Raw genomic sequence first — 24997 nt, forward strand, 5'->3', positions numbered from 1 at the left:
TTGCTTACGACATCATTCATAATATTATCCAACCTAGCTTAGTGTATTTCGTATAAATATAAGTAAATACTTGGTATCTTTGCAGCGATATCTGTCTTTATTTGACCTGACCGCGATTGCCAATAAATCTTGCCAAAATATTCAATACCAAGACCGACGCTGTGATCAGCAGCGCGGCTGCCCATGCCAGTGTGTGCCAATTATCATAAGGACTCATCGCAAACTGATAGATGGTATTGGGTAAGTTGGCAATTGGCTGACCCATGTCGGTACTGAAATACTGATTATTGAGCGCGGTAAATAGTAATGGCGCCGTCTCACCTGTGATACGAGCAAAAGCCAAAAGCACCCCTGTCGTCAGTCCCGCTTTGGCAGCTTTGATAGTCACTTGCGTCACCATTTTCCACTTGGGCGTGCCAAGTGCATAAGCCGCTTCGCGCAAGCTATTGGGTACCAGATTCAGCATATTCTCCGTGGTACGTACGACGACTGGAATGACAATCAATGCCAATGCCAATGCGCCTGCCCAACCAGAGAAACTTTGACCTTTGACCATTAAAGCATATATAAACAGACCAATGACAATGGATGGTGCCGATAATAAAATATCGTTCAAAAAACGCGTCACTTGGCCAAGCATACTGCCTTTAGAAAACTCAGACAAATAAATACCAGTCATAAGCCCGATGGGTGCGCCGATGAACAATCCTGAAAACGCCAGCATGGCAGAACCCACGATCGCATTGCGCAAACCACCTGGACTCATCGGCGGCGGCGTGTCAGCGGTAAAAATTGGCAGCTGCACCATGCCTTGGAAGCCTTCAATAAACAGCGTCACCAAGATCCATGATAACCAAAATAAGCCAAACACCATGGCTGACATGGCAAACCCCAAACCCAGCTTATTCATCCAGCGACGTTTGTTGTACAGACTCTTGTTGTAACGCCCCACGCTACTTGGCTTGGTGGTCATGGGCGCATTCATCGCATTGTTAGCAGCCATACTATTTATTTCCCATATCTTTTATCAATATCAATCGAGATCCAATAAGCATGCTTAAGCTTATCGGTTACCTGCTTTGTGATCCATGCGCATGAGCATCAGTTTGGCCAGCGACAGCACGATGAAGGTGATGATAAACAAGATTAAGCCCAGATGCAGTAAAGACGCTAGATGCAGCTCACTTGACGCTTCGGCAAACTCATTGGCCAATGCTGAGGTGATGGTCACACCAGAAGTAAATAGACTTGGGCTGATATTGAACGCATTACCGATCAAGAAAGTCACTGCCATGGTCTCACCGAGCGCACGACCCAGTCCCAAGATTACGCCGCCAACGACACCCGCTTTGGTATAAGGCAAGATAATCTTGAACATCACTTCCCACGTCGTCGCACCCATACCGTAGGCGGACTCTTTGAGTAGATCTGGCACCACAGAGAAAACATCACGCATGGTGGCAGCGATAAAAGGGATAATCATGATGGCAAGTACCAAGGACGCGGTAAACATACCTAGTCCCATGGGTGCGCCTGTAAACAGCTTACCGATGATCGGTAGCGGGCCCACATGCTCAATAAACCATGGCTGAATATGCTCACCAAAGAAAGGCGCAAAGACAAACAAGCCCCACATACCATAAATGATAGAAGGAATACCTGCCAACAGCTCAATGGCAATACCAAGCGGTTTTTTGAGGAACTTTGGACACATTTCGGTCAAAAATATCGCAATACCAAAACTGACTGGTACAGCGATAACAATCGCGATAAATGACGTCACCAAGGTGCCATAAATAGGCGCGAGTGCCCCGTACTCATTGGCAACCGTATCCCAATTATTACTGCTATAAAACCCCAGACCAAACTCTTGGATACTCGGCCACGCCCCAACAATCAGAGACACCAAAATGCCCCCTAACGATAGGAGGACGAGTATGGCAAACGCTTTGGTAGAGTTGACAAATAAAGCGTCGTAACGTTTTTGTTTAGCCAGTTGGGACCTTAAGTCTGTCATAAGTGTCTCAGCATTGAATGGGTGAATTCAAAAACCCAGGGTGTTCATTTCGTTTTATGACAGCAAACGCAACTTGTATCATTACTAATGGTTATCGTGAAATATAGCGATTAGTGTTTTGGTCAAATTTGCTGTGATAAAACCTCTCAAACCACTACCGGAGAATAGTGGCTTAAGAGGAAATTAAAAAGTCATTAAGCAGCAGCTTGTACAGATCGTTTATTGCGCTGGCTTATAAACTGGCTGTCCATCGCTACCTTTGACCTCATTCCATTTCTCTTTGAATAGAGCCACTGCTGTATCAGAGAATGGGACATAGTCTAGCGCCATGGCATCATCATCACCTTGGGTATACGCCCAATCAAAGAAGTTCAACACGCCAGCGACTTGCTGAGGATTCTCTGGTTGCTTGTGTACTAAGATGAAAGTAGCAGCAGCGATTGGCCATGCTTGATCCGTCTCAGAGTTGGTGATGACTTTATAAAAGCCTTCTTGTTGTGACCAATCGATGTCACCAGCGGCGGCAAAGGTTTCAGCAGATGGCTGCACGATATTGCCCGCGGCATTTTTAAGCGCGGCATGTGACATATTGTTTTGCTTGGCGTAGGCATACTCCACATAGCCGATAGAGTTTTTCATACGGTTGACGTAGCTTGAGACGCCCTCATTACCTTTACCACCTGCACCAGTCGCAGAGGTTGGCCACTTAACGGTTTTATCAACCCCAACGCTGTCTTTCCAATCTGGTGATACCTTGGCGAGATAATCGGTAAAGTTAAAAGTCGTACCTGAACCGTCTGAGCGGAATACTGTGGTGATAGCCGCATCTGGCAAAGTCAAATCTGGGTTCATGGCTTTGATCGCAGGATCATTCCAGTTATTGATTTTACCCAGATAGATATTGGCTAAGGTTTCACCATCTAGCTTTAACTGACCTGGCTCAACGCCATCGATGTTAACGATTGGCACAACGCCACCAATCACGGTTGGGAACTGGATAAGACCAGACTCTTCAAGCTCTTCAGGTGTCAATGGCGCATCAGAAGCACCAAAATCGACGGTTTTTGATTGGATTTGTTTGATACCACCAGATGAACCAATAGATTGATAGTTGACTTGGCCACCTGTGGCAGCGTTATAGTCATAAGACCATTTGGCATAGATCGGCTGCGGGAATGATGCGCCTGCACCTGTGATATTCATGGCGATGTTTTCAGCAGATTTGAAACCCGTGTCAGCAGAAGGCGTTGCCTGAGTCTGAGTGGTGGTTTCAGCCGTGGTAGCGGCGCTACTGGTCGTATCAGCAGCTGGTTCTGCCGTCTCTGTTGACTTATTACACGCCGTAAGCATTAATGTACAACTAACGGCCACTGCTAATAACGAATAACGCATGTAGGACTCCTGAAGTTTAACAACGATATAAAAAAGCATTGTTTGTGATATGAGCGTTATCTTGACAAATCTTTATGACAGTTTAATGACAACCTCTCAAATCCTGCATTCGCTTTACACAATATTTAGCAATCGCCTCTAAGTAACAGTAATATCAAGGAATTTTAATTACTATCAATAACTCCTGTTCTTTGTATCCATGCTAAATAGCAAAATAAGCGCCTGATATTTTCATCCAAATTCCATTAGCCGTTAACGCAGAATTTTGTTAGTATGAAGAAGATTTACAACACTGACAGACTCGGGGTGCGGTGTAGCATTGGCCTACTTTATTAAACGTTTATAGTTAAACATTGATAAAAGTAGCCACCTATCTACATTCGCTGAGAGATCACCCGCCGAACCTGATGCGGTTAGTACCGACGCAGGGAAGTCTTAAGCACGTTGTTATTGATGACAACGGACGCGTAGAAATACCCTTTTATCATCGCTATTGTCTAACGATGCACGTCGCATACGTAGATAACGAGAGAAGATAGAAAGCGGCGTCCACTATTTGATGACCATTAACCGCGACAATTTCTTTGCTCGCTGTTAGGTGTTGATAATATAAATTTGTCTGAATGACGAGTGTTTGCCCCGCAGCTACTGGCGGTGTTGCTTTTATTCAAAAACCAACACGCTAGGACAGCATATGACTATTTCAGACAGCACCTCAATTGCACCGAAAGCCCAAACGCATAACCCAGCCGATAACATTCTTCCTGTATCAGACACCAAAGCAGATAAAAAAGCCGACGCGCTAAAGACACCTGCCCACCGCGCCGCCAGTGATGCGCGCTTCGAAGAAGACGCGCGCGACTTACACCGTATCCTACCCGCCTCACGCAAAGTCTATATCGAAGGCTCACGACCTGATATCCAAGTACCGATGCGTGAAATCAGCTTAACGGATACGCCTGTTGGCGGTACGGGTGATAAGGATGGCGAGCACAATCCGCCTTTTTATGTGTATGACACCTCAGGTGTCTATACCGACCCCAATGTCGAGATTGATCTGACCCGCGGTCTACCCAAACTGCGTGAAAACTGGATCGCTGAGCGCGGTGATACCGAGCAACTAAGCGGTCTATCTAGCTCGTACGGGCAAGCGCGTGCTCGTGATATCAGCACTGCCAACCTCAGGTTTGCTCATATTGACAAACCGCGCCGTGCCAAAGCAGGGAAAAACGTCACGCAGATGTACTACGCGCGTCGCGGCATCATTACCCCTGAGATGGAATATATTGCGATACGTGAGACGCAAAAGCAGCATGAACTGACTGACATGCGTCAACATGAGGGTGAGAGCTTCGGTGCCAACACGCCCAAAATTATCACCCCTGAATTTGTCCGTGATGAAGTGGCGGCTGGACGCGCCATTATTCCCAACAACATCAACCACCCTGAATCTGAGCCAATGATTATCGGGCGCAATTTTTTGGTGAAAATCAATGCCAATATCGGCAACTCAGCGCTCGGCTCATCGATTGATGAAGAAGTCTCCAAAATGACATGGGCTACGCGTTGGGGCGCGGATACCATCATGGATTTATCGACGGGTAATCACATTCACGAAACCCGCGAATGGCTAATCCGTAACTCTCCTGTGCCGATTGGTACCGTACCGATTTACCAAGCCTTAGAAAAAGTAGATGGCGTCGCTGAAGATCTGACGTGGGAAATATTTCGTGATACCTTGATCGAGCAAGCCGAGCAAGGTGTGGATTACTTCACCATTCACGCAGGCGTCCTGCTCCGCTATGTACCGCTCACCGCAAAGCGTTTGACAGGTATCGTCTCACGCGGTGGCTCTATCATGGCGCAGTGGTGTCTGGCGCATCACAAAGAGAGCTTTTTATACACGCATTTTGAAGATATCTGCGAGATTATGAAGCAATACGATGTGGCGTTCAGTCTAGGTGACGGTCTACGCCCCGGCTGCTTGCAAGATGCCAATGATGAAGCGCAGTTCGGTGAGCTACGCACCCTTGGAGAATTGACCAAAGTGGCATGGGAGCACGACGTACAGTTGATGATTGAAGGCCCTGGACACGTGGCGATGAACCGTATCAAAGAAAACATGGATTTGCAGCTTGAGCTGTGTGCTGACGCGCCTTTCTATACCTTGGGCCCATTAACGACTGACATCGCCCCGGGTTACGACCATATCACCAGTGGGATTGGTGCGGCGATGATTGGCTGGTTTGGTACCGCGATGCTATGCTATGTCACACCAAAAGAGCACTTAGGGCTACCAAACAAAAAAGACGTCAAAGACGGCATTATTACCTATAAAATCGCTGCACACGCCGCCGACCTTGCCAAAGGTCACCCTGGTGCACAGGCGCGTGATAATGCGCTATCCAAAGCGCGCTTTGAATTCCGCTGGGATGATCAGTTCAATCTGGCGCTCGACCCTGATACCGCGCGCGAATATCACGATGAAACGTTGCCAAAAGATGCGCATAAATCGGCACACTTTTGCTCTATGTGTGGTCCGAAGTTTTGCTCCATGAAAATCACGCAAAACGTGCGTGAGTATGCAGCAGGACTGGACAAAGATGCCGCCAACCAAAAAGTGACGCCGCAATCAGGCGACTTAAGCGATGATGATCATTTGATCAAAAAAGTCGATACAGAACTGGTCGGACAAGTAGGCGAAGCCAGTGCTGAAGAAGTCCGTCAAGGCATGGCTGAGATGATGGAAAAATACAACAAGGAGGGATGCCAGTTATACAAAGAAGTATAAGCTTTTTACTATAATAAAAAAGCCCAAACCTGACTATCAAGTTTGGGCTTTTTTAGTTTATGTATTTAGTAATATCAAACCTTCGACGCCTGATAAATCTCCTCAATCGACGTATTAATGGTATCGGCAAACTCTTCATCGCTTTGCTGCTTACTCAACCCTTCGGTAAAGGCGCGCGAGAAGCTGGCAATCATACCGGGGTTTTGTTTGAGCTTCGCGCACGCATCATTGCGGCTATAACCGCCTGATAGCGCCACGACTTTGAGTACTTTTGGATGGTCAATCAGCTCCTGATAAAATCCTGCTTCTTCGGGCAATGTCAGCTTGAGCATCACTTGCTGTTCGTCATTTAAGCGTTCCAGATTACGCAAAATATCGGCTTTTAACAGTACTTCGCAATCATGTTTTTGTGCACTATCAATATTGACCTCTGGCTCAACGATTGGCATCAAGCCTTTTGAGATAATTTGCTTGGCCACATCAAATTGCTGCTGTACAACGAGCTCAATACCATCGACATTTGGCTCATAAATGACTGAGCGCATCTTGGTACCAAATACTGGATAGTTCTTGGCTTTATCTAGCAACAGGTCTAGATTAGGCATCGGCTTCATGACTTGGACGCCGCTCATTTGCTCGGCTAAACCCTTATCGACCTTCAAAAATGGAACGATTTGCTTGTCTTCCCACAGATAGTTGGCGGTCGACTTACCATTGACGTCGCGCTCCATGGTATCTTCAAATAAGATCGCACCAAGCACACGCTCATTGTCAAAACAGTCGCAAGTCATGATACGGGCACGCATCTCATGCACCAAATCAAACATGGCCTCATCATTCTCATACTCATCGCCGCTGATGCCGTAATTCTCTAAAGCCTTTGGTGTGCTGCCGCCACTTTGATCGAGCGCAGCGATAAACCCTGAACCGTCTTTTATGCGCTGTAACTGATTGTCGTATTCCATTGAAAGTACATCCTATTTTTATTGAGTGAATTCAAACATCATAAATCAAGCTTTCTATCACCTATATAAGGTCTGCTATTTGTAGATGACCTTATCATAGGATGATAAGTATGCCTATATAGAAAACGTGACAACTTTGCTAAAAATTCTACTGTATCCTTCTTTGGACAACATATCTCACGCCAAAAATAAGACGCCCACACAGCATACTGCGAGTAGCAGTCCCACCAAATTGATGCGATTGAGTCGTTCTTTAAACACGCCCACTCCGATCAATGTGGCGACTGCGATGACACCCACGTTCATCCCCGTAAACACAATACTGGGTGAATCGGAGAGCACTTGATGGGCTCTGACATAAGCATAAATATTACCCATATTCAGCGCGCCAAGTAGCAATCCAGCGACAAGGGCGTCTGCCTGCCAGCGCACCCGAGTGACGAGCAGATAGACGAGCAATAATAAACCTGCGACTCCAAAGCTCACAAACAGTGTCAACGGAAAAGCGGTACCCTGCTTGGCAACCTGCTTAAACAAGATATCGATGATGCCGTAACCCGCCCATACACCGAATAACCACAGCGGTGTGTATTTTGTTTGCTTAGGGGTATCTGTCTGCTGTGGTCGATAAACCAGTGCTCCTAGCGCCAAAAAGCCAAGTACCAATCCCAGCACACGCGTACCTGTCAGCACCTCACCAAATAGCAAAAAAGCGGCCACTATCGGAATAATCAATGATAAGCGCTGGGAGGCATCCGTTGCCACCATTCCCACCGCCTCAATAGCACGTCCAAGAATGATAAACACGGCCGGTAGCAAGATCCCAAGCGCGATGATGATGCCCCAAGCACTGTCTAGCGCATCTATGGCCCTGACATCAGGCTTCAATAAAAGCCAAGTCAATAAAAAAGCGACGGGATAACCTGCGACAATGGTCTGACGAATATCCATTTTCTTTTGGCGTAGTATTTTTAAAAGCACTGAAACAGCGACGCTACACAGCACCGCAATGGTTAGATACATCATTAAGGCCTACCTTTTGAACCCTAGTACTGGGTATTTATTATCCATACACTGGTGGCGCAGCATCAAGTAAGCCGCTTTGTATTCCACTGTTTTCATTAAAAAATATGATGACAACGCTCATCATTTGATCAACTAAGCCAGTTGCGGTCTAGAAGGTAGCAAAATATATTTTTGACAGCAATCTATTTATCCGTATTTCCACGCGCGTTATTGGCAATAACGTATCAACCAAAAGCACTATGCATGGGTAAATTACAATTTACTGCACGCCTGATTGCCAAGTTTTGATAAAATATCCTGCTATTTTATTAACATAAGTAACGACTCAAAACCGCTCTGTTTTGACGTATTATTGCCGCCTATGAACGCTCTCTTTCGTTTTTTTGAATCCCGTCTTCCTGCCTTCCCAGAAACGCCCATGCCATTGCCTCGTAAGGGGTTGTTGAAGTTTTTGTGGGCCTGTACTCATGGTTTGCGTGGCTGGCTGTTCTTATTTATGATCCTCTCCGCAGGTGTTGGGGTCTATGAGGCCATGTTGTTTGCATGGATTGGTAACTTGGTGGATTGGCTGGGTGCTTATACCCCGCAGACACTGTGGGCAGAAAAAAGCGACATGCTACTGCTGATGTTTGCTGTCTTAATCCTCAGCCCATTTTGGATTGCCTTATCGTCATTGGTACATTTTCAAGTGATCCAAGGCGTGTTTCCGATGCAAATGCGCTGGCGTTTTCACCGCCGCATGCTTGGGCAGTCGATGCAGTTTTATCAAGATGAGTTTTCAGGACGTGTCTCAGCAAAGGTGATGCAGACTGCACTTGCGGTGCGTGATACGGTGATGACCATCACCGATATGATGATGTATGTGGTGGTATATTTTGTCACTACTGGGGTGATTTTATTTAATCTGGACAGCTTGCTGCTCATTCCGTTTGCGGTTTGGTTTGTGCTGTTTGGGCTTGCCATGTGGTATTTTATTCCGCGCCTCAAACGTACGGCCATTGTACAAGCGGATGCCCGTGCGTTGATGACCGGGCGCATCACCGATGCTTATGCCAATATCATGACCGTCAAGCTGTTTAGCCACTCGCAGCGTGAGCTTGGCTATGCCAAATACGCGATGAATCAGTTTTTGGGTACGGTACACGCACAGATGCGCTGGGTCAGCTATCTTGAGGTCGTCAATCATGCCATCAGTGTGACTTTGATTGGCTCGACTGCAGCTATCGGTATATATTTGTGGCAACAAGGCGATGTTGGTGTTGGTGCGATTGCCGCAGCGACTGCTATGGCACTGCGCTTAAACGGTTTGACCCACTGGATTATGTGGCAGACCACCAGTTTGTTTGAAAGTATTGGTACGGTACAAGATGGTATGCGTACTCTATCAGCCCCGCAAAAAGTCGTCGATAAACCCAATGCGCAAACACTAACGGTCACTGATGGTCGTATTGTCTTTGATCATATTGATTTTGGTTACGAAGAGGATATGAGCGCTGCCGATGATGAAGGCGCGCGCGTCGATGAGGCGCACACTGTAGGTACCGCACTGGCGAGCAACCGTGTGAAGCTGCTAGATGACTTTTATTTGGACATCAAACCAGGTGAAAAAATCGGTCTGGTTGGACGCTCTGGGGCAGGCAAATCAACCTTGGTGAATTTACTACTACGCTTCTTTGATGTCGATAGTGGCAAAATCTTTATTGATGGACAGGCAATTGATGAGGTCACCCAAGAATCGTTACGTCAGCAAATTGGTATGGTGACCCAAGACACCTCATTATTGCATCGTACCATCCGTGAAAACATTGCTTATGGTCGTCCAGATGCCACCGATGCTGAAATTATTGAAGCCACTAAGCAAGCCCAAGCATGGGACTTTATCAAAGACTTAAGCGATGACAAAGGCAACACCGACCTTGATACCCAGGTCGGTGAGCGCGGCGTCAAACTCTCAGGTGGTCAGCGCCAGCGTATCGCCATCTCCCGCGTAATGCTGAAAAACGCACCAATTTTGCTGCTTGATGAAGCCACGAGTGCCCTTGACTCTGAAATCGAATTTGCCATTACTGAAAGCTTAAACGACATGATGACTGGCAAAACCGTGATTGCCATTGCCCACCGTTTATCAACCATTGCGGCACTGGATCGACTAGTAGTGATGGACAAAGGTCGTATTATTGAACAAGGCAGTCACGAGGCGCTGCTCGCACGCGATGGCGTCTATGCTAAATTATGGCAACGTCAAAGCGGTGGTTTCTTAGGTGAAGACAACTAAGAGCTATCAAAATAAATCACAAGGAAGTGTTTATTTTATGGAAGCATTTACAAACAGTATCAATCTTGATGGTAAAAAAGCACGTTACTACGACCTTGGCAGTCTCAACCCATCAGTAGCAGCAGAGCACAACAAACGTGCGCCGGCGCACTTTTATGGAGGCAACAGCTTTACGGTCGGTACTTATACGCCGCTGCTGCATGAGCTGGCAGCAACGTTTGATATCAGCTCACTTGCCCTGCGTGGCTATTGGTATGACAAACCGCACAGCCGTCGTCTGACACGTGAGCAAGATGCTGATATGCTCATTGAATTTTTGGAAAAAACACAGGACGCGCCTGTCGTCGGTATCGGACATTCACAAGGCGCCACCGCCACCGCTATGGCAGCAGCCAAACGTCCAGAGCTGTTCTCGCAGCTATATCTGATAGAGCCTGTCACATTCACCAAAAACCAAGCCACCTTGTATAATCTGTTACCGCGCTCTATCCTGCTGAGCCGCGAGCCTTTTAAAAGTACATCAGCCAAACAATCGACTTGGTCAAATGCTCATGAGTATTATGAGAGTTTGCGTGCGCAGCGTGCTTATAGACGAATCAGTGATGAACACTTGCAGATATTTGCCGAACAGAGCTTGAGCAAAAACCCAGATGATAGCTACACGCTTATATTTGCTCCAGAGCAAGAGCTGGCCAATTATTTTGCCGCCCCTCATATCGATACCGCGCTCAAAAAACTGCGCTGTCCCTATACTTTGATCACAGGGAAGCCTACGCTATTTATCAATCACAAAGTGCGACGGCAATGGCAACAGTTTGTGCCTGATAGCCGCATCATCTCCTTGCTAGATTATGGTCATCTATTGCCAATGGAAGCGCCCGAACGATGTGCTCAGATTATTAACGAGCATTATCGAAAAAGCCACCTATAAGGGAGGTTCATTGACCTATGACAGATCTTTTTGCACCTGCACCTACAGATAATTTATTACCCTATGATGGTAAGGTACACGACCTTGGAATGCTTATAGACGATACAGAAACGCTCTATGATACGCTACTGGCTGAGCTACCTTGGCAGTCAGACATTGTGACATTGTTTGGTCAGACGCATGTGACGACTCGTCAGATTGTTTGGATGGGAGAGACAGAGGCAGACTATCAGTATTCAGGGCATACGCGGCAAACAGTACCATGGTCGTACCAAGTGTTCCACGTGAAACAATGGATAGAAAAAGCGTTGGCAGACATCGGTATTGCAGCTCACTTCAATACCTGCCTACTCAATTACTACCCCTCTGGTAGCGAGGGCATGGGCTATCATGCAGATGATGAAAAGGAGCTCGGTCATCAACCAATCATTGCGTCTCTCTCCCTTGGTGCCACCCGCAAATTTGTTTTTAAGCACAAAAAAACTCAAGAAAAAGTCGCGCTTTATCTTGAGTCTGGACAATTAATCGTCATGCATGGGGACACACAGCGCTTTTGGAAGCATACAATCACGAAAACAAAAACAGTCGATACTGGACGGATTAGCCTGACATTTCGGCAAATGCTTGCACACTAAAACTGCCATGGTCAGGTTGAGTAAACGATTACCTATGCAAGACGATCTAAAAAATGTTCACGGTAGCATTGATGCGCCGCTTCTCAGACATTGGCCGTATAGTTGGCATTGACGCCACCTGCGACTACCGCACCGACTGCTGGAATGACTTGCGCCGCCTTGGTTTTGACCATATTGGTCGCGACTTTCGTCGCTGTTTGACGCAGTACCCGCGACATGACCTCTTCATTAATCTGATTAAATGCCTGTTTTTCTGGATCTTTAATCATCTCATTGGTGTCATCCAATGTCTCAATCGATGAGCCTGCCAGATCAGATTCTTCTTGATAGCTATCGATCACCTCTTGCGCGTTCAGTGTCCAATTGGCCGCATCACTCAACGTCCTGATGACTTGCTCAACGCCCCTATATCAGGGTTTTCCATGCTTCTATTTCTTCACGCACTTGCGCTTCATAGGCCACATGATCCGTTACTTTTTCGTCTGTCTCTTTATCCTACAGCAGGCAACGCCAGAGAGTAGACCTGTTGTGTTGTCAGAGACATCATTCTTGTAGAGTTTTATGAAGTACGTAAAGGATGCTACTGCTTTCTAACGACAGACTGGCGTTTGTTATTCAGAGGCAGCAAGAACAATCTTGCCAAAGGCATCACCCTTTTGTAGCTCATGGTGCGCGGCTACCACGTCAGAGAGTGGATATGTTTTTTGGATTTTTAATATCAATTCACCGTCAGCAACGAGCTGTAAAACACGCGCCATATCGTCACCACTACGCTGCGCTTTATACCCTGAGACTGCTAAGCTTTTTTGCTCGCCTGCTTCTTTGAGCTTATCAACCCAAATAGTGGGCAACACATTGACTCGGCCACCAGATTTGAGCACACTCAGGGCACGCACCCCAGCATTATCGCCAACCAAGTCAAGCAATACATCAGCTTGCAAATCAGGGAAATCCTCATCTTTGGTATAATCGATCCAGCCTGCCAGCTTGTCGGTATCGATAAGCTCACCGAGCTTGGCATATTTTTCTGGTGAGCAAATAACTGTGACCTTAATATCATCACGGCTCACTTTGTCCATTAATAATTGAATCAGCAAATGACCAACGCCGCCTGCTGGTGCATTGATCACGACATGCTCAGCCTCTTTGATATCTGCAAACTCTACAAACTGTAGCGCTGTTTGCCCAATGCACGGCAATGCCCCTGCCTGCTCTAATGTCACATTTTCTGATACTTTGGCCAGCATTTTGGTGTCTACCGCCACATACTGCGCATAGCAACCACCAGTAAAGGTCAAAGCAGCGACTCGATCGCCAATGGCGAACTTATCGCTGTTGCTATCAACCACTGTACCTGATACGTCAAACCCCAAAATAGCAGGCTGGTCGTTATCGAATTTTTGTTTTTGAATATTGTCTGCGCCCCAGCCTTTGCCTTGGCGAGTTTTATAATCGACAGGGTTGATACCGGCGTAGGCGACTTTTACCAATACCTCATCCTTCTGCAGCTCAGGGATGTCGACACCATCTTGATAAACCATGACTTCAGGTTCACCGAATTCACGTATTAATGCAGCGTGCTGTGTATTGGGTAGTTGATGTTGCTGATTGTTGTCATTAGTAGCTGGCGTTGCCATTGCAGAATATCCTTATATTTTGTTCATTAGGGCATGGTTACTATTTATCTTACGTTAGGTGACTATTTCATAAGGGACGATTTTAGTCGATAGTATTTTTGCTAAAAAAATGTTTTAGTCTCGATAGATTATCAAGGCAGTGCATCCGAGCAAGTTACCACCAAATATTAAGAAAGTATTAAGGCAGCATCAGTTCTGCACTAATCGGCAAATGATCCGACAGTGATGACCACGGCTTTCCACTATGTACCCATGCGTCTTTGACGACCAAATTACGCAGATAGATACGATCTAGGCTGAGCACTGGCAGTTTTGCGGGGAATGTCGGTAGCAATTTGCCATGACAATGTTTAAATGCTTCTATCATGCCAAGCTCAGTAGCCAGTTTGTCGCAAGACATTTTTTTCCAATCGTTAAAATCACCTGCCAGAATAAGCGGCTGATCAGGTGCGATCTCATGGCGCACATAGTCGCTGATAGCCTGATACTGCTTAATACGGTCACGCTCAAACAGATTTAGATGCGCGCACAGTACCACAACTGGTCTGTCCCAACCGATAGGCTGTACTTCACAGTGCAAGACCCCGCGCTGCTCTAGCCGATTGACCGTAATATTGACATTGTGTTTTGGGTCTAATGGGAACCGGCTCAATACCGCATTGCCATGATGGCCATTCTCATATTCTGAGTTTTTGCCATAGCTATTTTCTAAATCCAAAAATTCGCCAAACCATTCATGCTGAGACTGATTGGGATATTCGTTATATTGCATATTGCGTTTAAGGTTTTGCCCTTGCACCTCTTGCAAACATAAGATGTCGGCGCCCACCGCTTCTAACGCTTGAGCAATACCTTGCATTTTTACTTGACGGTTTAGCGGTGACATACCTTTGTGGATATTGTAGCTGGTCAAAACAAACGAAGTAGTAGTCATAGATTCAGTCGTTATAAAAAGTCGATAAGTAGATGAATACGCTACTGAGTATAACAGCAGTCTTATTTGTCATCAGCAGTTAATCAGAGACAACTCATAGTAATGTTGTTAAGGGAGCGTGATATCTGAGACGTGCTCGTGTGAGTTGAGCATAATAAAAAAGCAATGGTTCGTGTTGAACCATTGCTCTTAACTACACTTATAAACGGCTAGTTGCTCATTTATTGATGAGCGTCTTAGTCGCTATCAAATGTCAAATTAGTAACGAGTTACCAATGCAATGGGTTGATCTTCACCCATCATCTCTTGCGGCATGAATACTGCTTCACCGCCGTTATGAATGACATGCTCGATGATTTCACCAATGGCATCATCGGTCACACCTTCTGCGCTAGCGTCGCTTACAAGGCTTAACGTTTGGGCTTTTTCATCAATTTTTGCAGATTGCATATAGCCGCGGCGTACATATAGAGTCTCGCCAGCGCCTTGGAACGCGCTACGATAGACTTCTTGTAAATCAGTCTGCAGCATATTGGCACCGCGGGCTTTATCAATTTCACCTAGTGCCGCCTGATGCAGTGACGTACGATACGCCTCGACTTCCTCTTGTACACTATCAATAATGTGCTGAGCGCTACCATCATCGAGATGGGTGGCATTAGACACGGTCGCAATAATGTTATCTGGACGGTCGCAGACTTCCTTATAATAGCCGATATTTTTGGCATCGCCCACGATCACAAGTGGCATTTTGTGCTCGCCCCAAAGCTCTTGGACACTTTTATCCACTTGGTTAAAGAATTCTTTTAAGTGACTGCTTTCATTGTTTGACGAGCGGTCTGATCCGCCATCACCTGTAGTATATAGTCCGTTATTCTCAACAGGAAACTGGATATTTTCCATGTTGTTTTGCACATCATCATCTTTATCAAACTCTCTCACGACACGGTCGTTTGAGGCTTCAATCAAGCGGGCATGGTCACGAGTCAAAACAACGGCGTAGAAATGCACCGCACTTGCCATATCACGCACTAAATCACGAGTGGCAAAACTGTCTGCGATGACAACACGTTCGGTCGTATCGATTGGCATACGTACAATCTGCACGTCCTCTGTACTAGCAAATATGGCTAAAGTATCAAGATTATAGTTATGGTTTAATTCTTTAGTCTTTGCATGAATATTGTCTAAGATGGTTGTCGCTGTGCTCTTATCATATTCTTTGTTTAAGCGGTCTTCGACAACTTTCAACTGATTTTTTAGAGCGATAGGATCTTGCTCGTTAGCTGGATGTGCTCGATGAGTCTTAACAAAGACACTGACCGCTGGATTGGCTTTTGTTTCTCGTAAGCTTTTAAGAGTCGCTTTCATACCTTGCTCCTTGTTTTATTATCATTTACTAATCATTTTTTACGTTCGCTATCTTCGTTCCATGTACGGTTTTGTATGTTCTTGGACACTGTCCTGCATTCCTTTATCTTGATGCTAACAGTTACCCTAAGCTCGCTATAGGGTTAATTTGCAAGCAAATGATAGCGCTTTGTAAGTAGAGCAATCTGTATTGTTAAAGATTTCTAATATAGTCAATCCACTATAAAAGCGTTACAGCGTTAACCTTGCTTGAAGTATGACAGATACATCTGCACTCGGCTGCCTTGTACCACTCCCAAATTGGATCAACTATATCTCAGCCTACTATATTATTTGTCGTTTCCTTTGAGCATTCACTTTTAGTTTAATTATTCACTCTTAGTTTATAAGTAATCAGGTTGTATTTTTATTAAACGAACCCATCTTTTATATAACTAAATATAAATTTTAAATGGCGCGAATCGTAGTACATCGCAAAGTTAGCTCGTATCAAGCGCGATTTAAAAGCTACGTTTGCCTAATCTTTCTTTCATAATAATCATTAATATCGGATACTTATATGACCTCTCCTCTTTCAGATTTACGCCTTGTCGATTTTACCGATGCGGCACCAAGCACATTGCAGCGCCAAGTCATCGATGCTATCGATGCTGCCAATCGTTTCTTAGATAACTTGACGGCGGTGGCTGACAATAGTACTGGCACTACAAAATTAAGCGCTGAGCAAGCACTGGCAGATGTGATGCAGTTTGATCATATCAATCTGGCGCTAGATCGTAGCTGGGGTATTCTGTCACACCTCAACGGCGTGATGAGCAACGATGAGATTCGTCAGGTGCATCATGAGATCCTGCCTAAGCTCTCCGCTTACGGTACAAAGGTCGGCCAACATCAGCCATTATTTCGTCGCTATCAAGCAATCGTCAATGACACAGATTTCTTTGCTACATTAGAGCCTGCGCGGGCGCGTGCAATTGAGCTGGCACTACGCAGCTTTGAGCTATCAGGGGTCGCCTTGCCTCAAGCTGAGCAAGAGCAATTTGCCGCGATCCAAAGCGAGCTATCAACCTTATCTGCAACATTCTCTGATCATATTTTGGATGCAACCCAAGCCTTTGCATTACCTCTACAACCAAATCAGCTAAAAGGCTTAACAGAAAGCGGTTTGGCACTATTGGCAGATGCAGGCGAGCAGTACAAAACGCGTGCGCTTGCTGATGGCACACTGACTCAAGCACAGATAGATGCGCTCCCGACACCTTATTATGTCGCAAGCTTGAATATTCCTGTATATCTAGCAGTGATGACCCACGCTGATGACCGCAGCTTGCGTGAAACGCTCTATCACGCTTATGTCACGCGCGCTTCTGAATTTGACACCCATACCAATGCTAAGGGAGAGTCGCTCAATAACGCTGATATCATGAGCCAAATTCTCACCTTACGTGAACAAAAGGCCAAGTTATTAGGCTTTGATAATTATGCTGAAGTATCCCTATCGACTAAGATGGCAGACAGTGTCTTGGAAGTAGAAACGTTCCTGCGTGACTTGGCCACTCAAGCGACCCCAGCTGCGCAGAAAGATTTGGCTCAGCTACAAAAATGTGCGCAGGATTATGGGATTGATGATCTGCAACCATGGGATAGCGCTTATATCGCTGAAAAAGTAAAGCAGAGCGCATTTAGCTTATCGCAAGAAGAGATTCGTCCGTACTTTCCATTGCCAAAAGTGATTAGTGGTCTGTTTTCCATCGTTGAGCGCTTATACGGTATTACAGTAAAAGAGCAAAGCAATAGTACTGAAGACAGTGCAGATTCTCATTCTGTCTCACGCTGGCACGATGACGTACGTTTTTACCAACTGTTTGATGCTGATGATCAATTGATTGGCGGGTTTTATTTTGATTTGTTTGCTCGTAGCGGCAAGCGCAGCGGTGCTTGGATGAGTGGTTTTCAATCTCGTTACAGTTACGAGGAACAAAACCATCAGCAGCTACCTGTTTGCTTCATGGTTGGCAATTTTACGCCCGCACTTGATGGCAAACCAAGCTTATTGACCCATGATGAGGTGCTGACCTTATTCCACGAATTTGGTCACGGCTTACATCATTTGTTAACTCAAGTGACGGTCGGTGATGTCGCAGGCGTCAATGGCGTCGAATGGGATGCCGTCGAGCTTCCTAGTCAGTTTATGGAAAACTGGGCTTGGGATGCTGAAGGCATTGCCCTTATTAGCAGTCATGTCGACACTGGCGAGCCACTGCCCAAGGACAAACTCGATGCACTATTGGCCGTCAAAAACTTCCAAAGCGGCCTACAAACGCTGCGCCAGATTGAGTTTGCGCTGTTTGATTTGCTGATTCACGCCCATACACCAGCGCTCGACTATGAGGGTATTTTGGCGACATTAAATACCGTTCGACACGACATTGCTGTGGTGCAGACGCCTGATTACAACCGCTTTGCCAATGGCTTTAGCCATATATTCGCAGGTGGCTATGCCGCAGGTTATTATTCGTACAAATGGGCAGAGCTGCTCTCGGCAGATGCGTTTAGTAAGTTTGAAGAAGAGGGAATTTTTAACCCAGCAACAGGTAAAGCATTTCGTGAGTCTATCTTATCTGTTGGCGGCAGCTTCCCAGCCAAAACCAACTTTAAAAACTTCCGTGGTCGTCGTGCCAGTATCGATGCCCTATTGCGCCATAATGGTTTTACCGATGCAAAAAGTCCTGATGCTGCAAATGCTCAAACGACACGCGAGGTTATCTAAATGCGCTATCAGTCATCTCGTCCTAAGCGCCGATTCTTGGCAGGGGTACGCTGCCCAAAATGCCAAGAGATGGATGCCGTGGTACAAGTCAATATCGTCACGCCAGTACCAGATGAGTATATCGAATGCACAAAGTGTGGCCATTCGGAACACCGGCCCGATCCTGATGCCATCAGCGCCAAAAACCAGCTTGAGGATCAGCTTGCTCGCGATGCCATGACCACGGGTACGAGTGGAACGGTAAAATTCAAACCCTAGTTATCCAGTGTTGATTCTAGACTACCACCTAAGCGACTCACTATTTAATACTGACTTAAGCCTATCTATCAATAGATAGGCTTTTTATTTTGAGTTTGCTATAGTAGGTCTACTTATCTTCTTGATATCCATCGATCATAATATGAACCGTAAAAAAATGCGCCTTTTATTACATAAGTCCTTTAAAGCAAAATCTGCAAAAGCAGGCCGACCGGTTTGGGTAATACTCATTTTTGCGTTGATACTTATCGCCATTGGTTACATGATGTGGGCGAAGCCTGAACCAAACACCGTTTTACCTGTCGACACCTCCCCCACAATGGCTGAGCAAATTGAAGCGGCTCAGGTAACTTCGACGCCAGAGGATATCATCACTGACGATACAGACACTATAATTAGTGATGATACGGTGATCAATGAAACTCGCAGTGTAGACAATGAAGATAGGATTGAAACACCAAGTCCTAAAGCTATCTTAGAAGCTCCTTTGCCAGAGACAGACAGTTTGGCCAAAGAAGAGATTGATCGCTTAGAAGATGAGCGCAAACGCTTAGCTGAACAAGAGAAGCTGGCCGCTGAGCAATTGGCGATGAATAAACAGCTCACTGACATGAAAGCTGAACAAATTGCTCTACTCGAACAACAAATTGCACAGTTAGAAGCAGAAGATTCTGCTCAAATAGCAGCACAATAAAAGCAGAGCTAAGATAAAGGAGGTTATGATGGCAAATTTGCAACTCACACATGCCTCTATTTTAAACAGTAATGCACAGCTGCTCATTTTGCCTGTGAATAATGCCGGTATTATTTTGGATCCTGTACTCACACGAGCCAAGACCTTATTCCCTGATAATTACCATCGTTATCATAGGGCATGCCGCGATGGTAGCTTGAGTGTTGGCAGCTGCTTACTGCATAAGCGCACACGTGAGCAAGCCGGTCTTGGCATCAGTAGTAACGGCAATCAGCCCAGCTATATCGCCAACCTCGTTATATCAAATCACCCATACCATCCTGCGCGGTCGCGTTGGCTCATCATGGCTCTGATCGACCTACAGCAACAATTAATTCCGCTCATACGCTATCAGGGTATCCGTAGAGTTGCTCTACTGGCGCGTCCGCTTATCTTTGATAATCCACGTAATGAGGAACATGCCAAAAATGAGAATGGTCAACTACTCCCTCTAGATTGGCAGACTGATACATTGCCATTACTGAGCGAGTATTTACAAGATTTACCAAAGCTGCGTATCGATATCCATGTGCCCAAAAGTATCATTTTATAAATAAACTTTGGCGAGATCATTATTTTTTTGAATACATAAAAAAACCGCCTTGATCCAAATCAAAGCGGTTTTTTACTTAACTGACACTAAGTATTGAGAATTAGTTCTGCTCAACACCTTTCATCGTCAGTTTAATACGACCACGGTTATCAACGTCTTGGACAAGCACGTTGACCACTTGGCCTTCCTTTAAGTAATCTGATACATTTTCTACGCGCTCTTCTGCGATTTGTGAGATGTGCACTAGGCCATCAGTGTTTGGTAATAGGTTAACAAACGCACCAAAGTCAACGATACGAGCGACCGTACCTTCATACGTTTTACCCACTTCAACTTCTGCCGTTAGGGCTTCGATTTTGCCAATGGCGGCCTTAGTGGCTGCTTTGTTTTCACCAAAGATACGAATCGTGCCAGCATCATCGATATCAATAACAGCACCCGTCTCTTCAGTCAGCTGACGGATAGTTGCGCCGCCTTTACCGATCACATCACGAATCTTGTCTGGGTTGATTTCGATAACTGCGTAGTTCGGTGCATGTGCATTGATCTCTGTACGGCTCTCAGGCAATACTTGGTTCATCGCATCCAAGATATGGATACGACCAGCGTGGGCTTGCTTAAGCGCTTGCTCCATGATGTCAGGAGTAATACCTTCGATCTTGATATCCATCTGTAGCGCAGTGATACCGTTTTTAGAACCCGCTACTTTAAAGTCCATATCACCTAGATGATCTTCATCACCCAAGATGTCTGACAAGACAGCAAAGCGCTCGCCTTCTTTAACCAGACCCATCGCAATACCAGCAACTGGTGCTTTTAATGGTACACCAGCATCCATCAATGCTAAGCTTGCACCACAAACAGACGCCATAGAAGACGAGCCGTTTGACTCAGTGATTTCTGACACCACACGGATGACATATGGGAAGCGCTCGCTGTCTGGTAGCATTGCTTGGACACCGCGGCGTGCCAGACGGCCATGACCGATTTCGCGACGCTTTGGAATACCTTCACGGCCTGTCTCGCCTACTGAGAAGTGCGGGAAGTTGTAATGCAGCATGAAATGGTCACGAATCGTGCCACCTAGTGAGTCAATCATATTGACATCACGGGTGTTACCAAGCGTGGTTGTCACCAGTGCTTGCGTCTCACCGCGAGTAAACAGTGCTGAACCATGCGTATATGGCAATACACCAACCTGCACATCAAGCGCACGAACCGTCTCAAGGTCACGACCATCGATACGTGGCTTGCCTGACAAGATATTGTCACGAACGGTACGATATTTAAGGTCGTTGTAGATTTCTTTTAGCTCAGACACTGTATCAGCATACGTTTCTGACTCAGCATCACCAGCGAGGGTATCAATGATTGATTGCTTGATCTCATCAAGCTTGGTGTAGCGATCTTGCTTATCAGTGATGGTATAAGCGTCAGCCACTTGCTCGCCAAACTGCTCTTTCATGCTGTTTGTAAGTGCTTGATCACGCTCAGGCGCAGAATACTGCTGCTTAGCAGTACCAATTTCTTCCGCCATCGATACAATATTGTCGATAACGATTTGCTGCTGCTGATGACCGTATAATACCGCCCCTAACATCTGATCTTCTGACAACTCAGCTGCTTCAGACTCCACCATCAATACCGCAGATTTAGTACCAGCCACGACCAAATCTAGATCACTGGTTTCAAGCTGCTCAGTCGTTGGGTTTAGTACGTATTCGCCGTTAATAAAACCAACACGAGCGGCAGCGACAGGGCCATTGAATGGCGCATCAGAGATAGCCAATGCTGCTGAAGCACCGATTAGTGCTGCGATATCTGCAGACTGCGTTTTGTCTGATGACACAACGGTGGCAGTAATTTGAATCTCGTTGACATAACCTTCAGGGAATAGTGGACGAATCGGACGGTCAATCAAGCGAGAAGTTAGTGTTTCAAACTCGCTCGCGCGGCCTTCACGTTTGCCATAAGCACCTGGAATCTTACCCGCTGCATACATTTTTTCTTGATAGTTGACAGTGAGCGGAAAGAAATTCTGACCTTCTTTGGCTTCTGACTTTACCACTGCTGCGACAAGTACCGTAACGCCGCCCATGTGTACTAATACAGAGTTTGCTTGACGGGCAATTCGGCCTGTCTCGATAACGACTTGTTGGTCGCCGTACTGAAATTCACGCTTAATGGTATTAAACATTGTCATATAATCTTCCTAATGTTGGCTGACAAAAATGATACCAGCATCATAAGACACTGATATCCGTCATTAAAACTCTATGTATATGGCCACTCACTGATAATTTTTCTTCTCGAAATCATCTCAATCAGCGCCAATAACCTTATTAATCATTCCATATATCTGTCTATGCTAGACGTCGTACTTTTATATATTCGGTTGTTCAATTTTTGCTTTACTATAAATACTATCAAAAACGCTTCAAGTCAAAAGACTTCGACGCTAAAAACCGTACAGGCTATTTTTCGACATTTTCAATGGTCAAACATGTGTGCAGCAAACTAGATTGCGCAGCACTTACTCTGTAGATCGCACATATATAGTAAATACAATGTCGAACTCACAAGGTGTTATTTTACAGTGATTTATAGCTGTTGACCAATTAATTGAAGAATCGCACCACTATCGATACTCAATATAATCTCTCAGACTTTAATAGTACTACTAGTATCAATCTGTGAGAAAACCGCTTACACGCTTTATAATCCGTCTCTAAAATGAATAAGCATAAAAAAACGGCGTGAAACTATTCCACACCGTTTTTTAAAAATCTATTCTGTTAATAACAATAAACGAGTAATCAGCGATTTAGCGAGAACTTGAAGACAGCACCATATAGCGACAGCCTTAATTTTGGCATCCGCTCATACTGTTATCGCTAAATTAACGACGTAGACCCAACTGGCTGATAAGAGCAGTGTAACGACCAAGATCTTTACCTTTTAGGTAATCAAGCAATTTGCGACGTGTGTTAACCATACGGATAAGACCGCGGCGGCTGTGATGGTCAGCTTTATGTGCTTTGAAATGGTTCTGCAAATCATTGATACGCGCACTCAATAAAGCTACTTGAACTTCTGGAGAACCAGTGTCGTTTTCGCCACGTTGGTATTGCGCAATAATTTGTTCACGATCAGTATTAGTTAGCATAAATATCTCCGGCAATGCTAAAGGCTTTCAACACTAACTATCATTAAGTCAGCTTAAAAGCAGTAGAGTGATAAATAAAATGACTTGTACGCCATTCAGGACAACCCTGCATTACTAGAGTTGACCTAGTGTACGACAAGCGCAATTAAAAATAAAAAACCATTTAATCCGTTTGAACCCCCGCATCGCATCTATTAGCTATAATACTTAATTAAAGCAATAAGCCGACTGTGGTACATTGTTCAGAACCTGATTTAAATGCGAGGGCAATTATAACAAAAAACTGCTGAACTAGCAGCAGTTTTTCATAATACTTGTAAACTTATCTTAGCTATTAGTAAGAAACTGATGATGTCATCATTGGTAAAATAACCCTATTTCTTAATATCATCTTCTGTTGCATTACCACCTAGCTCATCACTGTCGAGTGGTGCTGCAGTCGTCACTTCTGCTAGACTATCAGGTGCAGCATCTTCACTAGGATTGATATCCTCTGAAAGTTGCTCAATTTCTTTTTCTTGTTCGTCCATATTGCCTGATAAATTACTCATATTAGCTCCTAAATTATAATTTTTGGAATTTATATTTCAGAATTATCGATATTGAACTGAAAGTTAAGTACGACGATGTCACCCTGTTACAGGCGACTTTTTGAGCGTGTTACTTATCTTCTTTAGCATTCTCTAAGTTGTCAGCAATACGCTCAGCTGCAGCTTCGTTATCTTCAGTATGGTTATTTTCAGTCTGGCCTTTAAGAGCGGCTTTTGCTGATTCAGAGCGTTGCTGTTCAAGTTTAGTATCATTTGGATTAGAGTTAGACATAATATTTTCCTTAATTATAATTATAAATATTTGAGAGTTCTTAATTTTTCATCTTTCAATAAATGAAGTAAAATTTAAGACAATGCTTTATCAATGGCATTAACGAAGTTACTGATATCATCTGGATTACGTGAAGTAATTAAATTGCCATCGACTTGTACTGTTTTATCGACATACGTCGCACCAGCATTTTCCAAATCTGTTTGTAATGTATGGAAGGCAGTAAGGGTTTTACCTTTTGCAATGCCCGTGTTGATAAGCGCCCAAGAAGCGTGGCATATCACAGCTAATGGTTTACCTGCATCATTGATAGCATTGATAATGTCATGGGCTTCTTTATTACCACGAATGGTATCCGCATTGACCGTACCACCTGGTAATACCAATGCATCATAATCGGAAACATTTGCATCTTTTACGAAGATATCAGCAGTAAAGGTATCACCTTTATTTACATCCTGCTGCATGGCTTGGACTTCTTTAGTATCGTTCGTAGTGATCAGTAGCGTCTTATAACCTTTGTCTTTCAGCTGGTTATTCACCTCTTCGTATTCTGCTTGCTCAAAATTATTGTGTAGTAAAAAAGCGATCGTTTTCATAATATTTCCTTTTGTATTTAGCGTCGAGTTTGTATCAATTCATTTGTTATAATATTTTTATCATTCATTAATAGACCTCTTGCAAAAGTAGTTGTAAGACACAACGTATATTATTGAACTCT

General features: G+C 45.0%; 22 protein-coding genes and 1 riboswitch. Of the genes, 8 read left to right on the forward strand and 14 right to left on the reverse strand.

From position 1 onward, the window contains the following. Window positions 1–97: 97 nt before the first annotated feature. The 3 genes from pstA to pstS form a co-directional block, all read right to left on the reverse strand. Window positions 98–973 (reverse strand): phosphate ABC transporter permease PstA, encoded by an 876-nt coding sequence (pstA, locus tag L0G63_RS03745; protein WP_301449442.1) that lies wholly within the window; start codon window positions 971–973, stop codon window positions 98–100. 90 nt (window positions 974–1063) lie between these two features. Continuing rightward, the gene (pstC, locus tag L0G63_RS03750; protein WP_093069746.1) at window positions 1064–2017 is read right to left on the reverse strand and encodes a phosphate ABC transporter permease subunit PstC; all 954 of its coding nucleotides are present in this window, start codon (window positions 2015–2017) and stop codon (window positions 1064–1066) included. A 219-nt stretch (window positions 2018–2236) separates the two neighbouring features. Continuing rightward, entirely contained in the window at window positions 2237–3409 is a 1173-nt protein-coding gene (gene pstS, locus L0G63_RS03755; protein WP_301449420.1) for a phosphate ABC transporter substrate-binding protein PstS, read from the reverse strand. Between the two features lie 292 nt (window positions 3410–3701). Beyond that, a riboswitch (TPP riboswitch) is annotated at window positions 3702–3857 on the forward strand. Between the two features lie 246 nt (window positions 3858–4103). On the opposite strand from pstS, the gene thiC reads away from it, so the two are divergent. After that, window positions 4104–6200: a phosphomethylpyrimidine synthase ThiC gene (gene thiC / locus L0G63_RS03760; protein ID WP_301449421.1), complete on the forward strand. Its 2097-nt coding sequence runs from the start codon at window positions 4104–4106 to the stop codon at window positions 6198–6200. Window positions 6201–6274: 74 nt separating this feature from the next. Here the strand turns inward: thiC and L0G63_RS03765 are convergent, their stop codons facing one another. Together L0G63_RS03765 and L0G63_RS03770 are read right to left on the reverse strand one after the other, a co-directional pair. Further along, a complete protein-coding gene (locus tag L0G63_RS03765; protein ID WP_075105841.1) occupies window positions 6275–7165 on the reverse strand; it encodes a fructose bisphosphate aldolase in 891 nt (296 codons plus the stop codon). A 177-nt stretch (window positions 7166–7342) separates the two neighbouring features. After that, window positions 7343–8191, reverse strand: a complete 849-nt coding sequence (locus L0G63_RS03770; protein ID WP_301449422.1) for an EamA/RhaT family transporter — start codon at window positions 8189–8191, stop codon at window positions 7343–7345. A gap of 361 nt (window positions 8192–8552) precedes the next feature. Here L0G63_RS03770 and L0G63_RS03775 point away from each other — a divergent pair, with 361 nt between their 5' ends. The 3 genes from L0G63_RS03775 to L0G63_RS03785 are packed head-to-tail and all read left to right on the forward strand — an operon-like array spanning window position 8553 to window position 12032. Next, entirely contained in the window at window positions 8553–10466 is a 1914-nt protein-coding gene (locus L0G63_RS03775; RefSeq protein WP_301449423.1) for an ABC transporter ATP-binding protein, read from the forward strand. A gap of 37 nt (window positions 10467–10503) precedes the next feature. Then, a complete protein-coding gene (locus tag L0G63_RS03780; protein WP_301449424.1) occupies window positions 10504–11397 on the forward strand; it encodes an alpha/beta fold hydrolase in 894 nt (297 codons plus the stop codon). A 17-nt stretch (window positions 11398–11414) separates the two neighbouring features. Then, complete coding sequence (locus L0G63_RS03785) at window positions 11415–12032, forward strand: alpha-ketoglutarate-dependent dioxygenase AlkB (RefSeq protein ID WP_301449425.1); 618 nt, start codon at window positions 11415–11417, stop codon at window positions 12030–12032. An 83-nt stretch (window positions 12033–12115) separates the two neighbouring features. Here L0G63_RS03785 and L0G63_RS03790 read toward each other — a convergent pair whose 3' ends face one another. The 4 genes from L0G63_RS03790 to L0G63_RS03805 all read right to left on the reverse strand — a co-directional run bounded on the left by L0G63_RS03790 (window position 12116) and on the right by L0G63_RS03805 (window position 15974). Then, entirely contained in the window at window positions 12116–12412 is a 297-nt protein-coding gene (locus L0G63_RS03790; protein ID WP_301449426.1) for an EcsC family protein, read from the reverse strand. Between the two features lie 231 nt (window positions 12413–12643). Further along, entirely contained in the window at window positions 12644–13669 is a 1026-nt protein-coding gene (locus L0G63_RS03795) for an NADP-dependent oxidoreductase (protein ID WP_301449427.1), read from the reverse strand. A gap of 178 nt (window positions 13670–13847) precedes the next feature. After that, entirely contained in the window at window positions 13848–14603 is a 756-nt protein-coding gene (locus L0G63_RS03800; protein ID WP_301449428.1) for an endonuclease/exonuclease/phosphatase family protein, read from the reverse strand. A gap of 258 nt (window positions 14604–14861) precedes the next feature. Then, a complete protein-coding gene (locus L0G63_RS03805; RefSeq protein WP_301449429.1) occupies window positions 14862–15974 on the reverse strand; it encodes a hypothetical protein in 1113 nt (370 codons plus the stop codon). 559 nt (window positions 15975–16533) lie between these two features. On the opposite strand from L0G63_RS03805, the gene L0G63_RS03810 reads away from it, so the two are divergent. The 4 genes from L0G63_RS03810 (at window position 16534) to L0G63_RS03825 (ending at window position 20288) form a co-directional block, all read left to right on the forward strand. After that, complete coding sequence (locus tag L0G63_RS03810) at window positions 16534–18744, forward strand: M3 family metallopeptidase (protein WP_301449430.1); 2211 nt, start codon at window positions 16534–16536, stop codon at window positions 18742–18744. After that, window positions 18745–19002, forward strand: a complete 258-nt coding sequence (locus tag L0G63_RS03815) for a YheV family putative metal-binding protein (RefSeq protein WP_301449431.1) — start codon at window positions 18745–18747, stop codon at window positions 19000–19002. Between the two features lie 142 nt (window positions 19003–19144). Then, complete coding sequence (locus L0G63_RS03820) at window positions 19145–19696, forward strand: hypothetical protein (protein ID WP_301449432.1); 552 nt, start codon at window positions 19145–19147, stop codon at window positions 19694–19696. Window positions 19697–19724: 28 nt separating this feature from the next. Next, entirely contained in the window at window positions 19725–20288 is a 564-nt protein-coding gene (locus L0G63_RS03825; RefSeq protein ID WP_301449433.1) for a hypothetical protein, read from the forward strand. Between the two features lie 100 nt (window positions 20289–20388). On the opposite strand, the gene pnp is transcribed toward L0G63_RS03825, so the two are convergent. From pnp to L0G63_RS03850, 5 genes are all read right to left on the reverse strand, one after another. Further along, entirely contained in the window at window positions 20389–22491 is a 2103-nt protein-coding gene (pnp, locus tag L0G63_RS03830) for a polyribonucleotide nucleotidyltransferase (protein ID WP_301449434.1), read from the reverse strand. A 696-nt stretch (window positions 22492–23187) separates the two neighbouring features. Beyond that, window positions 23188–23454 (reverse strand): 30S ribosomal protein S15, encoded by a 267-nt coding sequence (gene rpsO / locus L0G63_RS03835; protein WP_238035965.1) that lies wholly within the window; start codon window positions 23452–23454, stop codon window positions 23188–23190. A 374-nt stretch (window positions 23455–23828) separates the two neighbouring features. After that, window positions 23829–24005, reverse strand: coding sequence for a hypothetical protein (locus L0G63_RS03840; RefSeq protein WP_301449435.1), 177 nt, complete (start codon window positions 24003–24005; stop codon window positions 23829–23831). A 109-nt stretch (window positions 24006–24114) separates the two neighbouring features. Beyond that, a complete protein-coding gene (locus L0G63_RS03845; protein ID WP_301449436.1) occupies window positions 24115–24276 on the reverse strand; it encodes a hypothetical protein in 162 nt (53 codons plus the stop codon). A gap of 74 nt (window positions 24277–24350) precedes the next feature. Beyond that, the gene (locus tag L0G63_RS03850) at window positions 24351–24875 is read right to left on the reverse strand and encodes a type 1 glutamine amidotransferase domain-containing protein (RefSeq protein WP_301449437.1); all 525 of its coding nucleotides are present in this window, start codon (window positions 24873–24875) and stop codon (window positions 24351–24353) included. Window positions 24876–24997: the final 122 nt, after the last annotated feature.

Origin of the sequence: Psychrobacter sp. (assembly GCF_030454045.1) — a bacterium.
Taxonomy (GTDB): domain Bacteria; phylum Pseudomonadota; class Gammaproteobacteria; order Pseudomonadales; family Moraxellaceae; genus Psychrobacter.